The following is a 12,385-nucleotide window of genomic DNA, read 5'->3' on the forward strand; positions in this document are numbered from 1 at the left end:
CCTCAGCGGTCCTTCATCAGCACGACGCCCACGCCCCAGCCATTCGGGCTCTCGGGCCCGAGACGGATGACCCGCCCGCCCAGCTGCGTGGCCAGCCGCTGGACGATCGCCAGGCCCAGCCCGCAATGGCCGATCTGGCCGGCATCGGCACCCAGCCGCACGAAGGGTTGCAGCGCCTGGTCGAAGGTCTCGGCCGGGATGCCCGGCCCGCCGTCGTGCACGCTCAGCAGGCAGGTCGACGGGTCGATGCCGACCGGCGCCAGCCGCACCGTCACGGGGCTGCGGCCGTGGTCGATCGCATTGCCGATCAGGTTGTCCAGCACCCGGCCGATCTCGACATCGGGCAGGCGCCAGTCCGACCAGCCGCCGCCGACGATCTCGACGCGGACCTCGGTCCCGGTGTCGCGGTCCGCAAGCGGTGCGGTGCTGTCACGGACCAGTTCGTCGATCGGCCGAAGGCGGCCCAGCGCGGCGGCGCCGTCGCCCTGCGCGTAGGCCAGGAACTGGCGAATGATGTGGGCCAGCGCGTCGAAGTCGCGCGTCATCGCGGCATAGGTGGCCGGCTCGGCCTCGCATTCGGCCCGCAGCCGCAGGCGGGTCAGCGGCGTGCGCAGGTCATGAGACAGGCCGGCCAGCAGGTCGCGCCGGCCGCGTTCCTGGCGGCGCACCGCCTCGACCATCGTGTTGAACGCATGCACGACCTGCTGCAGCTCGCGGCCGGTGGCCGGGTCGTCGTGGATCGGCTCGATCCGGCCGTCCTGCCGCGCCATCGCCTCGGCCATGCGGGCCAGGGGCCGGGTGATCCAGCGCACGCCCATCGCCATCGCCAGCGCCGCCCCACCGCCCAGCAGCGTGAAGACGCCGAGCATCGACAGCAGCGGCGTCAGCGGCGACGGCGGCTCGCCGATCACGTCGGCCCGCCACAGCTGGCCGTCGACCTCGAAGCGGGCCCGCACCAGCGTGTCGGGCGGCCAGCCCGGCGGGACACCCGGGTCGGGTCGAGCACCCGGCTCGGGCGGCGGGTTCCAGGCCAGCGTGATGTCTGCAGGCACCGCCTCGACGAGCGTGCGCATCATCGGCGGCGGGAAGCGGCCGAAATGCCGCGTCAGGTCCTCGCCGCGCGGGTCGGCCGGATCATCGGGCGCCAGTTCCAGCCGGCCACCGCCGAGCGAGCCGGCAATCGCCTCGCGCTGGTCCTCGGGCAGGGCCCGCAGCACGTCGCGGGCGGCGGTCAGGTGCTGCGCGATGCCGGTCGCCATCTCGTCGCCGACCGGCTGCAGCAGCCGGTGCGTGACCCAGGCGCTCTGCAGCAGCCACAGCAGGCTGCCGATCACGACCAGCAGCGTCAGCCGCCGCACGATCGAGAAACGCGGCGTGGCCGCCGGCCCCGTGTTCATCGGCCCCCCGCCGGCACGAACATGTAGCCCAGGCCGCGCACGGTCTGGATGTGGCGCGGCTGCGCCGGCTCGGGTTCGAGCAGCTTGCGCAGCCGCATGATGGCCGCGTCGATCGCCCGCAGCGCCACCGCGTCCTCGCGGCTGTGCGACGCCGCCAGCAGCCGCTCGCGTGACAGCGTCAGCCCCGGATGACCGGTCAGCTCGACCAGCAGCGCGTACTCGACGGTGTTGAGCACACGCAGTTCCTCGCCGCGACGCAGGCTGCGCGTGCCGGGCTCGAAGCACCAGTCGCCGATCTGCACGGCGTCGCGCGCCACCACCGTCGCGCCCGGCGGGTTGACGGCCCGGCGCAGCACCGCATGGATGCGCGCCAGCAGCTCGCGGGCCGAGAACGGCTTGACGAGGTAGTCGTCAGCGCCCATCTCCAGCCCCAGCACGCGGTCGACCTCCTCGCTGCGCGCGGTCAGCAGGATGACCGGCACGCGGTCGCCTTCGGCACGCAGTCGCTGGCAGGCCTGCAGGCCCGACAGGCCGGGCAGGCCGACGTCCAGCACGATCAGGTCCGGGCGCAGCCGGTGGATGCGGTGCAGCATGTCCTCGGCGCTGGGCATGGTCGTGACGACCAGGCCCTGCTTCTCCAGGTAGCCGGCCAGCATGTCGCGCAGCGCGGCATCGTCCTCGACGACATAGAGGTGATAGGGGCGGGAGCTCGTGTTCATCGGGCCAATCAGGGTTCGGGGATCCACGGGTTCGGTGCGGCGCAGGCCGCGAGCATAGGCAAAGTCGACGCAGGTTCCGGGCCATCGGGGGCGCGTTCAGGCCTGTCGCAAGGCCTCGACCGGCGACAGCGCCGCCGCCCGCCGGGCCGGCCAGACGCCCGACAGCAGCCCGGTCGCCGCCGCGACGCCGACCGACAGCGCATAGGCCCAGACCGGCAACACGACCGACATGCCGCCCGCGCGCAGCGCCAGCGCCACGCCGGTGCCCAACGCGACACCGACCGCCGCGCCGCCGATCGACAGCAGCACCGCCTCGACCAGGAACTGCCGCAGCACGTCGGCACGGCGTGCGCCCAGGGCCTTGCGCAGGCCGATCTCGCGGGTCCGTTCGCTGACGCTGACCAGCATGATGTTCATGATCCCGATGCCGCCGACGCCCAGCGAGATGAAGGCGATCGAACCCAGCAGCAGCGACAGCACGCGCGAGGTCGAGGCCAGCGTCTCGCCCAGCGCCGACAGGTCACGCACGCTGAAGTCGTCCTCGGCCCCGCTGGCGATGCGGTGGCGCTGGCGCAGCAGCGACTCGATCTCCGACTGCGTGTAGCCCTTCTGCTGCGGCAGGCGCGACGCCACCACCACCATGCCGGCGCTGCCCGGGAAGGACACGCCCGACAGGCGGCGCTGCGCGGTCGTCACCGGCACCAGCAGCACGTCGTCCTGGTCCTGCCCGCCGAAGCCCTGGCCACGCGCCTTCAGCACGCCGATGACGGTCAGCATCTGGCGCTGCACCCGCAGCGTCGCGCCCAGCGCGGGCGCATCGCCGAACAGGGCCTGGCGGACGGTCGGGCCGATCACGACGACGTTCGCGCCGGTGCGGACCTCGGCCGCATCGAAGGCGCGGCCCTCGGTCAGGTCGACCTGCTGGATCGCGAACCACGCCGGCGTCGTGCCGGTCAGCGTGGTGCTCTTGTTGGCACCGGCGGCGATCACCTGCACGCTGCCCTGCGTGACCGGGGCGGCGGCCTCGACGCTGTAGAGCTCGCCGATCGCGTCGGCATCGGCCAGCGTCAGCGTCGGCATCGCGCCGTCGGCACCGCGCACGCCGCCGCCACGCGGCGCACCGGGCATCACCATCAGCTGGCTCGTGCCGAGCTTGCCGATCGCCCGGGCCACGCTCAGCCGCGAGCCCTCGCCGATGGCCAGCATCATGATCACCGAGGCCACGCCGATGACCACGCCCAGCATCGTCAGCAGCGAGCGCAGCCGGTGCGCCAGCAGGGCGTGCCAGGCCTCGGCCAGCAAGGTGCGCAGGTTCATGACGTGGCCTCCAGCGCGTCGGCCCGCACGGGGTCATCGGCCACCACGCGGCCGTCGGCGCAGCGCACGATCCGGTCGGTGCGGGCGGCCAGCGCCGCGTCGTGCGTGACCATCACGACGGTGCGGCCCTCGTCGCGGCACAGGCCGCGCAGCACGGCCATGACCTCGGCGCCGGTGGCCGAATCGAGCGCGCCGGTCGGCTCGTCGGCCAGGATCAGCGGCGGCGACAGCGCCAGCGCCCGGGCGATCGCGACCCGCTGCTGCTGGCCGCCGCTGAGCTGCGACGGCCGCTTGTCGGCATGGCCGGCCAGGCCGAAGCGCGCCAGCAGTTCCAGCGCACGTGCGCGTCGCCGGGCCGCATCCCAGCCGGCATACAGCATCGGCAGTTCGACGTTGCGGCGCGCGCTGTCGCGGCCCAGCAGCTGGAACTGCTGGAACACGAAGCCGATGCGGCGGTTGCGGCAATCGGCCAGCGCGGCATCGTCCAGGCGGGCCAAGTCGACGCCCTCGATCTCGACCCGGCCGGCGCTCGGCCGGTCCAGCCCGCCGATCAGGTTCAGCAGCGTCGACTTGCCCGAACCGGACGCCCCGGTGATGGCCACGAACTGCCCCGCCGGCACGACCAGGTCGACACCGCGCAAGGCGACGAACTCGGTCTCGCCGATGCGGTAGCGGCGCGACAGGCCGTGGCAGGCGACCAGCGGCGGCGGGTCGGTCTCGTCGAGCTGCAGCGTCGGGCCGAAGTCGGGCTGGCGCGGTTGGCGCGGGTGGCACGGGAACATGGCGGCCTTCACAGCAGCTTCGGCGGCGCGAAGCCGTCGGCCTTCGGCGGCTCGCCGATCACCAGCACATCGCCGGCCTTCAGCGCCAGCCCGGCCGGCTCGCGCACCTCGACCAGCTCGGTCCAGCGGCCATCGCTCAGGCCGGTGCGCACGCGCACGGCCTGCGGCGCGGCGGCACCGGGCGCGAGCAGCCACACGGTCGAGACCGAACGCGGCACGGCCGTGCCGGCCGCACCGGTCGCACCGGTCGCCGCGGCGTTGCCGACCGCCGCCGCGCTCGGCTGATAACGCAGCGCCGCATTCGGCAGGCGCAGCACGGCCTGGCGACGGCCGGCCTCGATGCGCAGGTAGGCGGTCATGCCCGGGCGCAGCAGCAGGGCCTCGTTGCGCGTGCGGATCACCACCGTGTAGGTGACGACGTTCTGCTGCACCGCGTAGTTGTTGCGGACCTGCACGACGCGACCCTCGAAGGTCTCGTCCGGCCAGGCGTCGACCGTGTAGGTGACCGTCTGGCCGGGCTGCACCAGGCCGATGTCGGCCTCGGCCACGCTGGCCTCGATCTGCATCTCGCGCAGGTCCTCGGCGATGCGGAACAGCGTCGGCGCCGCGAACGAGGCCTGCAGCGTCTGGCCGACCGCGATGTCGCGCGACACCACCGTGCCGGCCACCGGCGAGCGGATCTCGGCATGACTGCGGGCGTTGCGGGCCCGCGCCAGCGCCGCCTCCTGCTGGCGCAGCTGGGCCTGGGCGCTGTCGTGCTGCTGGCGGGTCTGGTCGTACTGGCTCTGGCTGATCAGGCCCTGGTCGAGCAGCCAGCGTTCGCGTTCGAGCTGGCTGCGCGCCAGCGTCACGCCGGCCTGCGCGCTGTCGCGGGCGGCGCTGGCCGAGGCCAGGTCGGCATCGAGCGCGGCGGTGTCGATCTCGGCCAGCAGCTGGCCACGCCTGACGGGGCTGTTGTAGTCGACGTGCAGCGCCTTGATCGTGCCCGACACCTGGCTGCCGACCTGCACCAGGTTGACCGCGTTGAGCGTGCCGGTGGCGGTGACGGCGCGCTGCAGGTCGCCGGTCTCGACGGTCTGGGTCATCCAGCGGCTGGTGGTCGGGACGGCGTTCGGCGCGGAGGTCGCCGCCGCCGCATCGCCCTCGGGCCGCAGCACCAGCGCCAGCAGCAGGGCGGCGCCACCGGCGGCCAGCAGCGTCAGCGCCAGCAGGCGGCGGCGCCAGGTGTCGGACGGCGCCGACGGGTCGTGTGAGCTCGGGTTGGGGTTCATGGCGATGTCTTTCTCATGACGGGTTCGGGTCTGCGTCAGGGTCTGGGTCAGGACGGCCGCGTCGCTTCGGCCAGCAGGCCGTCCAGCTCGCCCAGCACCAGCGCCAGCGCGGCCTCGGCGGCGACACGCTCGACCTGGGCGGCTTCATGCAGACTCAGCTTGGCGGCCATGTCGGCCTGCGCGGCCAGCAGGTCGGACAGGTTGCCGGCGCCGGCCTCGTACTGGCGCGCCCGCGCCTCGGCCACCGCGACGGCCGCGCGCCAGGCCTGTTCGCGGGCCTGCAGCGCGTCGACCGCCTGGACGCGGCGCGACCAGCGCTGCCAGGACGACTGGTCCAGGTCGAGCCGCTGCTGCTCGATCGCGATGCGGGCGCTGTCTTCATCGGCCAGCGCCTGACGCAGCCGGGCGTCCTGCGCGCCGCCGTCGCCGAGCGTGCGGCTGGCACTCAGGCTGGCCTCGCTGTGCCAGCGCAGCGCCGTGCCGGCCAGCGCGCTGCCGCCCTGGGCCCGCGGCCCCGTCGACAGGCTGGCCTGCACATTCCAGGCATTGCCCAGCCGCGCCCGTTCGACGGCGGCGCGGGCGGCATCCAGACGCAGGCGGAGTTCGGCCAGCGTCGGGTCGGCCGCTTCGGCGCGGGCGATGGCGATGTCGACCGCCGGCGGCTCGTCGACCAGCCGGATCGCCGGATCGCGACCGGCCAGCAGGCCGACCGGCAGGCGGATCGAACCGATCTGCACCGGCAGGCCCAGCCGCCGCGCCAGCTGGCCTTCGAGGCGCTGGCTGTCGGCCTCGATCTCGCGCACCTGGCGCACCGATTCGGCCAGCGCCGACTCCGCGCTCAGGCGGTCGACACGGGTCGCCAGGCCGGCCTTCAGGCGGGCGTCGACCAGCAGCAGGCTGTTGCGGCTGACCTCGGCCGACAGGCGCGCCGCGTCGAGCCGGACCAGCGCCGACAGCAGCTCGAAGTAGCGCGTCAGCGTCTCGTCGGCCAGGCTGCGGGCGCGCGCCTCGGCGGCCGTGCGTTCGGCCTGGATCTGCAGGTCGCCCTGCGCGACGGCCTGCGCCGTGCGGCCCTGGTCCCAGAGCGTGCGGCTGACCCCGATCGACGGCCACAGCACCCGGCTGTCGCTGCGGGCCAGACCGCCGCCCAGGTCCTGCGTGGCCAGGCCGGAGACACCCAGCTGGGTCGACACGGCGCTGGCGGCGGCAGCCTCGTCGCGGCTGGCACCGGCCCGCGTGACACGGGCCTGCACCGCGCGCAGCTCGGGGCTGTCGCAGAGCGCCCGGGCGACGGCGGCGCGCGGTTCGAGCGGCAGGTCCGTCGGGGTCGAACAGGTGCCGGCGGCGGCGAAGGCGGCCGGCGCGGCGAAGACGAGCGCCAGTGCGCCCGCCAGACGGGCAGGACGGCCGGAACGGCGGCACGGTCGCCCGGAAGACGTGGTGTGAGTCGGCATGACGCCATCGTCGCGGCGCGCCGGCCGGGCTGCAGGGGGCCCGCGTGCGCTGCGGTGACGCCGCGCATGTCCGTGTCACGCGGCGTCACGCGCGGCGCATCGGGCGAAACATGGCGGGGCGGCCGGCTGCCTAGATTGGCGCATCCCCACCCGACGGAGCCGCGATGAACCCCGCCCTGGCCCTGACTGCCACCGCCCTGCCCTACCAGCCGCCCGGCCCGCCGCCGGCCGAGCGCCTGCAGCCGATCCACCGCCACTGGCGCCACGAGCCGCTGATCCTGGTCGACCTGCAGGCCCGTGGCGGCCCGCTGATGTGGCGGGTCGACAGCGCCGAGGCGGTGCGCCTGCGCGGCCTGGCGCCCGGTGACGTCGAACGGCTGGCCGACCTGCTGACCGGCCGCATGCCACCGATCGACGGCGGCTGCTGGCTGGGCGGCGAAGAGATCTGGTCGCTGGCCGAAGCCGACCGGCGCCACAAGGTCCAGCGCGAGGTCGCGGTGCTGCGCCGCAGCGACCGGCTGCGCGCCCACCTGAGCCTGCGCGACAACCTGATGGTCCCGCTGCTGCTGCACCACCTGCCACCGCACGAGGCACTGACCCAGGCCGACGCCGCGCTGGTCCGGCTCGGCCTGGGCGCGCTGGCCGACGTGCAGGCCGCCTTCCTGCCCGGACGCGCCCAGCGGCTGGGGCTGCTGGCGCGCGCGCTGATCCACCGCCCGCGCGTGCTGCTGATCGACCGCCCCGAACACGGTCTGGACGACGACGACGTCAGCCGCGTGCGAGACGCCCTGCACGAGGCGGTTTCCGGCCACGGCGCCGCCCTGCTGGTGGTGACCGAGCACCCGCGCCTGGCCGCGCTGGCCGACGGCGAGTTCACCTGGCCGGCCGGCGCGGCGGCGTGAAACCGTCAGGCAGGGCACGGCCGCGTCGCCTGCGCGACCGACAGGCGCCGGACGAGGTGCTGCAATCCGGGTCAGCCGCCTCGTGAGAAGGCGGCGGGAGCCCCGACATGCTGACCGAACCGTCCCCCCGCACCCGCGACCTGCTCGAACGGCTGAACGCCTTCTACGAGCGCCACATCTACCCGAACGAGGGCCGCTACGCCGCCGAGATCGACGCCGCCCGGCGGGCCGGCAACCCGTGGATCGTCAGCCCGCTGATCGAGGAGCTGAAGCCGCTGGCCCGCGAGGCCGGGCTGTGGAACCTGTTCCTGCCGCACGAGTGGCGTGGCCACGGCGGCATCAGCAACCTGGACTACGCACCGCTGTGCGAGGTGATGGGCCGCGTCACCTGGTCGGCCGAGGTCTTCAACTGCAACGCGCCCGACACCGGCAACATGGAAACGCTGGCGCGCTATGCGACCGAGGCCCAGAAGGAGCGCTGGCTGACGCCGCTGCTCGAAGGCCACATCCGCTCGGCCTTCCTGATGACCGAGCCGGCGGTGGCCTCGTCGGACGCGACCAACATCCAGTGCAGCATCCGCCGCGACGGCGACGACTACGTCATCAACGGCCGCAAGTGGTTCAGCTCCGGTGCCGGCAGCCCGCACTGCGAGATCTTCATCGTGATGGGCAAGACCGACCCGGACGCGGCCCGCCACCAGCAGCAGTCGATGGTGCTGGTGCCACGCGACACGCCGGGCGTGCAGGTGCTGCGTCACCTCAGCGTGTTCGGCTACGACGACGCGCCACACGGCCACATGGAGGTCGTGCTCGACGACGTGCGCGTGCCGGCCTCGAACATCCTGCTCGGCGAAGGCCGCGGCTTCGAGATCGCGCAGGGCCGGCTCGGACCGGGCCGCATCCACCACTGCATGCGCTCGATCGGCGCGGCCGAACGCGGGCTGGAGCTGATGGTCGACCGGCTGCGCAGCCGCATCGCCTTCGGCAAGGCGCTGTCGGAACAGTCGGTCTGGCATGAACGCATCGCCGAGTCGCGCTGCCTGATCGACCAGGCCCGGCTGCTGACGCTGCATGCGGCCTGGAAGATGGACACCGCCGGCAACAAGGCCGCCCGCAGCGAGATCGCGATGATCAAGGTGGTGGCGCCGAACGTGTCCTGCCAGGTGCTGGACTGGGCCATCCAGGCGCATGGCGCGGCCGGTGTCAGCCAGGACTTCTGGCTGGCCGAGTCCTATGCCCACGAACGCACGGTGCGGCTGGTCGACGGCCCGGACGAGGTCCACCGCAGCGCCATCGCCAAGCTGGAGCTGGGCAAGCGGGCCGCCGCGAGCCTCTGACGACCGCGCGCGTCGCCGGCCGGCTCAGTGGCTCAGGTCCTGAGCCACCGGCGACGCGGCCTTGCGCACCACCTTGACCGGCCGCTCGATCGCCGCACGGGCGCGCAGCTGGCCGCAACCGCCGTCGACGTCCTGCCCGGCCGACTGGCGCAGCTTGGTCAGCACGCCGCTCCGGTGCAGGTGGCGGGCGATGGCCGCCGCCTGTTCCCAGTCCGGGCGCTCGAACGGCAGGTCGGGCACGCTGTTGTACGGGATCATGTTCAGCACCGCGTACTTGCCGCGCATCAGCTCGACCAGCGCGTCGAGCTCGTCGGCACCGTCGTTGACGCCGCGCAGCAGCGTCCACTGCACCTGCATCGGGTAGCCGGTGGCCCGCGCGTAGGCCTCGCCACGCGCCAGCAGCTCGGCCGGCTCGTAGCGCGGCGCACGCGGCAGCAGCTGCGCCCGCAGGTCCGCCTTGGTGGTGTGCAGCGACAGCGCCAGCGCCGGCTTGACGGGGCCTTGCGGCAGGCGCTCGAAGACCCGTTCGTCGCCCACCGTCGAGAACACCAGCTCCTTGTGGCCGATGCCGCCGACGGTGCCCAGCAGCTCGATCGCCGCCATCACGTTGTCGAGGTTGTGGGCCGGCTCGCCCATGCCCATGAAGACGACCTTGCGGACCCGCCGCAGCCGCCGCGCCAGCGCCACCTGGGCGACGATCTCGGCGCTGCCGACCTGGCGGATCAGGCCCTCGCGCCCGGTCATGCAGAACACGCAGCCGACCGCGCAGCCGACCTGCGTCGACACGCACAGGCCGTCACGCTGCAGCAGCACGCTCTCGACCTGCTGGCCGTCGGCCAGGTCGACCAGCAGGCGCGCCGAGCCGTCCTCGCCGGGGTGTTGCGAATGCAGCCGCGCCAGAGCGTCCAGCGTCGCCCGCCAGCCGGGCAACGCGTCGCGCACGGCCTGCGGCAGGAAGTGCTCGGGCTTGCTGCGGCCGGCGTCCTCGGGCAGCGCGTTCAGCCAGGTGCGCAGCAGCCGCCGCACGTGCACGGGCTTGGCGCCGCGCTCGATCAGGGGCTGTTCGAGGTCGGAGATCCGGGACGTGAAAGGGGACGAGGTGACAGACGACGGGCGCATGGTCGCGAGTGTAGGAAACCGCCCTGCCCGCAGCGCCGGGCCGCGCCGTTCACTGGCTCAGCCGCGACGCGTAGCAGCTGCGTTGCGGGTCGAACCAGGTCTGCGAGAACTCGGCCACCACGTTGCCGGCGGTCCAGGCGATGCGTTCGATGTGGCCGGCGGCCTCGCCCGCCTGCAGCCCGAACGGCGGCACCGCCCACTCGGGCACCGGCGCGGCGCCCAGGCGGTCCTCGACACGGGCGATCCAGAGCTGGAAACGCTGCTGGTAGAACAGGTACATCGAGTCGCCCAGCTCGTCGGCCTGCAGGTGGTCGCAGCGGACGGCGCTGAACCAGATCTCCTCCAGCGCGACCGGCTCGCCACTCAGGAAACGCAGCCGGCGTACCCGCCAGGCCGTGTCGCCGGTCTCCCCAGCCATCGCCCCGAAGGCCGGCACGCCGGCCGGATGCGGGCAGCGCGCGACGTCCAGGATGCGCGCGGTCGGCAGGCCCGGGCCGGTGTGGCGCAGCTCCAGCCGCAGCAGCTCGTAGAGCCGGCGCCGCCGCGACAGCCGCTTGACGTAGGTGCCCGAACCCTGCACCCGCTCCAGCAGTTCCTGCTCGGCCAGCATCGCCAGCGCCTTGCGCAGCGTGCCCACCGCGACGCCCAGCGTGACGGCCAGTTCGGCCTCCGGCGGCAGCCGTTCGCCCTCGTGCCAGTAGCCGGCGCGGATCTGTCGCGCCAGCAGCTCGGCGACCTGGCGGTAGACCGGCAGGGCGGGCGACGTGGCCGGCGTGACGGGCCTGACGGGGGCATTCGGCATCGCGCCAGTATGGCAAACGGTGTGCTCGGGACTTACCCGTCCCGGCGGCGTCCGGGGGTCTCAGAGGGCCCCAAGTCCTCTACGATTGATTCATGTCCGGAAGATTCAACGAGAGGAGTCGGCGATGAGCATCGTCCCCATCAGAGGCGCCGACATCGACGGCGCGGAGGTGTCCTGGTTCGCGCCGCTGTGTTCGGACGACTACCGCCACCTGGGCGTGCCCGACGGCAGCTTGCGCAGCAGCTGGGCACACACCCGCGACATCGCGCTGCGGGCCGAGGCGCTGGGCTTTCGCAACATCCTCTGCCCGTCGTCCTACCAGGTCGGCCAGGACACGCTGAGCTTCGTCGCCGCGATGGCGCCGCTGACCTCGCGCATGAACCTGCTGGCAGCCATCCGCTGCGGCGAGATGCACCCGGTCATGCTGGCCCGCACCGTGGCCACGCTGGACCACCTGCTGCAGGGCCGGCTGACGCTCAACGTGATCTCGTCGGATTTCCCCGGCCAGCAGGACAGCAGCGAGCTGCGCTACCGGCGTTCGAGCGAGGTCGTGCAGATCCTCAAGCAGGCCTGGACCCGCGACACGATCGACTTCGACGGCACGGTCTACCAGCTCAAGGGCCTGTCGACCGATCCGGCCCGGCCCTATCAGGTCAACGGCGGGCCCTTGCTCTACTTCGGCGGCTACAGCCCGGACGCGCTCGCGCTGTGCGGCGAACACTGCGACACCTACCTGATGTGGCCCGAGCCACGCGAGCTGCTGGCGCAACGCATGAAGGACGTCCACGAGCAGGCGCAGCGCCACGGCCGCGTGCTGGACTACGGCCTGCGCGTCCACATGATCGTGCGCGACACCGAGGCCGAGGCGCGCGAATACGCCCGGGAACTCGTCTCGATGCTGGACGACGAGCAGGGCCGCGCGATCCGCAGCCGCGCGCTCGATGCCACCAGCCTGGGCGTGGCGCTGCAACGCGCCAACCGCGACAAGGCCGATGACGACGGCTATGTCGAGGACCTGCTGTGGACGGGCATCGGCCGCGCCCGCAGCGGCTGCGGCGCGGCGCTGGTCGGCAGCGTCGACCAGGTGCTGACGCGCATCCACGAGTACATGGCGATGGGCATGCGCGCCTTCATCTTCTCGGGCTACCCGCATCTGGACGAGTGCGAGACCTTCGGCACCAAGGTCCTGCCGCAGCTGCGCACCGTCTCGCTGCCGCACGCCTACGGGCGCGTGCCAGCGGGCGTTCCGCCAACCCCCCTGGGGGTCGGCGTGCGGCGCTGATCC

Annotated in this window: 11 protein-coding genes; 3 read left to right on the forward strand and 8 right to left on the reverse strand. The window is 73.4% G+C overall.

What is annotated here, in order from left to right; genetic code table 11:
• Positions 1-2: 2 nt before the first annotated feature.
• The 6 genes from ACWA7K_RS09925 to ACWA7K_RS09950 form a co-directional block, all read right to left on the reverse strand.
• Positions 3-1,397: an ATP-binding protein gene (locus ACWA7K_RS09925; RefSeq protein WP_456168072.1), complete on the reverse strand. Its 1,395-nt coding sequence runs from the start codon at positions 1,395-1,397 to the stop codon at positions 3-5.
• Positions 1,394-2,116 carry a response regulator gene (locus ACWA7K_RS09930; RefSeq protein ID WP_456168074.1) on the reverse strand — a complete coding sequence of 241 codons (723 nt, stop codon included), beginning with the start codon at positions 2,114-2,116 and terminating at the stop codon, positions 1,394-1,396. Before ACWA7K_RS09930 ends, ACWA7K_RS09925 begins: the two co-directional genes overlap by 4 nt.
• Before the next feature lie 96 nt (positions 2,117-2,212).
• On the reverse strand, positions 2,213-3,433 hold the full coding sequence (locus ACWA7K_RS09935; RefSeq protein WP_456168076.1) for an ABC transporter permease: 1,221 nt from the start codon (positions 3,431-3,433) through the stop codon (positions 2,213-2,215).
• Complete coding sequence (locus ACWA7K_RS09940) at positions 3,430-4,215, reverse strand: ABC transporter ATP-binding protein (RefSeq protein ID WP_456168078.1); 786 nt, start codon at positions 4,213-4,215, stop codon at positions 3,430-3,432. The genes ACWA7K_RS09935 and ACWA7K_RS09940 overlap by 4 nt, the downstream gene beginning before the upstream one ends.
• An 8-nt stretch (positions 4,216-4,223) precedes the next feature.
• The gene (locus tag ACWA7K_RS09945; RefSeq protein WP_456168080.1) at positions 4,224-5,486 is read right to left on the reverse strand and encodes an efflux RND transporter periplasmic adaptor subunit; all 1,263 of its coding nucleotides are present in this window, start codon (positions 5,484-5,486) and stop codon (positions 4,224-4,226) included.
• A gap of 47 nt (positions 5,487-5,533) precedes the next feature.
• Complete coding sequence (locus tag ACWA7K_RS09950) at positions 5,534-6,940, reverse strand: TolC family protein (protein WP_456168082.1); 1,407 nt, start codon at positions 6,938-6,940, stop codon at positions 5,534-5,536.
• Between the two features lie 164 nt (positions 6,941-7,104).
• Here ACWA7K_RS09950 and ACWA7K_RS09955 point away from each other — a divergent pair, with 164 nt between their 5' ends.
• Together ACWA7K_RS09955 and ACWA7K_RS09960 are read left to right on the forward strand one after the other, a co-directional pair.
• Positions 7,105-7,842 carry an ATP-binding cassette domain-containing protein gene (locus ACWA7K_RS09955; protein WP_456168084.1) on the forward strand — a complete coding sequence of 246 codons (738 nt, stop codon included), beginning with the start codon at positions 7,105-7,107 and terminating at the stop codon, positions 7,840-7,842.
• A 107-nt stretch (positions 7,843-7,949) separates the two neighbouring features.
• Positions 7,950-9,179, forward strand: coding sequence for an acyl-CoA dehydrogenase family protein (locus ACWA7K_RS09960; protein WP_456168086.1), 1,230 nt, complete (start codon positions 7,950-7,952; stop codon positions 9,177-9,179).
• 24 nt (positions 9,180-9,203) lie between these two features.
• On the opposite strand, the gene ACWA7K_RS09965 is transcribed toward ACWA7K_RS09960, so the two are convergent.
• Positions 9,204-10,298: an RNA methyltransferase gene (locus ACWA7K_RS09965; protein ID WP_456168088.1), complete on the reverse strand. Its 1,095-nt coding sequence runs from the start codon at positions 10,296-10,298 to the stop codon at positions 9,204-9,206.
• A gap of 49 nt (positions 10,299-10,347) precedes the next feature.
• On the reverse strand, positions 10,348-11,100 hold the full coding sequence (locus tag ACWA7K_RS09970; protein ID WP_456168090.1) for a GntR family transcriptional regulator: 753 nt from the start codon (positions 11,098-11,100) through the stop codon (positions 10,348-10,350).
• Positions 11,101-11,224: 124 nt separating this feature from the next.
• Between ACWA7K_RS09970 and ACWA7K_RS09975 the strand changes: the two genes are divergently transcribed.
• Entirely contained in the window at positions 11,225-12,382 is a 1,158-nt protein-coding gene (locus ACWA7K_RS09975; protein ID WP_456168092.1) for an LLM class flavin-dependent oxidoreductase, read from the forward strand.
• The last annotated feature ends 3 nt before the right edge of the window (positions 12,383-12,385 follow it).

This window comes from Leptothrix mechoopdaensis (SeqCode) (assembly GCF_053893855.1).

Excerpts from the sequence above, each read along its gene's own strand:
- ACWA7K_RS09925 (WP_456168072.1), bottom strand. The coding sequence starts at position 1,397 with ATGAACACGGGGCCGGCGGCCACGCCGCGTTTCTCGATCGTGCGGCGG.
- ACWA7K_RS09930 (WP_456168074.1), bottom strand. The coding sequence starts at position 2,116 with ATGAACACGAGCTCCCGCCCCTATCACCTCTATGTCGTCGAGGACGAT.
- ACWA7K_RS09935 (WP_456168076.1), bottom strand. The coding sequence starts at position 3,433 with ATGAACCTGCGCACCTTGCTGGCCGAGGCCTGGCACGCCCTGCTGGCG.
- ACWA7K_RS09940 (WP_456168078.1), bottom strand. The coding sequence starts at position 4,215 with ATGTTCCCGTGCCACCCGCGCCAACCGCGCCAGCCCGACTTCGGCCCG.
- ACWA7K_RS09945 (WP_456168080.1), bottom strand. The coding sequence starts at position 5,486 with ATGAACCCCAACCCGAGCTCACACGACCCGTCGGCGCCGTCCGACACC.
- ACWA7K_RS09950 (WP_456168082.1), bottom strand. The coding sequence starts at position 6,940 with ATGCCGACTCACACCACGTCTTCCGGGCGACCGTGCCGCCGTTCCGGC.
- ACWA7K_RS09955 (WP_456168084.1), top strand. The coding sequence starts at position 7,105 with ATGAACCCCGCCCTGGCCCTGACTGCCACCGCCCTGCCCTACCAGCCG.
- ACWA7K_RS09960 (WP_456168086.1), top strand. The coding sequence starts at position 7,950 with ATGCTGACCGAACCGTCCCCCCGCACCCGCGACCTGCTCGAACGGCTG.
- ACWA7K_RS09965 (WP_456168088.1), bottom strand. The coding sequence starts at position 10,298 with ATGCGCCCGTCGTCTGTCACCTCGTCCCCTTTCACGTCCCGGATCTCC.
- ACWA7K_RS09970 (WP_456168090.1), bottom strand. The coding sequence starts at position 11,100 with ATGCCGAATGCCCCCGTCAGGCCCGTCACGCCGGCCACGTCGCCCGCC.
- ACWA7K_RS09975 (WP_456168092.1), top strand. The coding sequence starts at position 11,225 with ATGAGCATCGTCCCCATCAGAGGCGCCGACATCGACGGCGCGGAGGTG.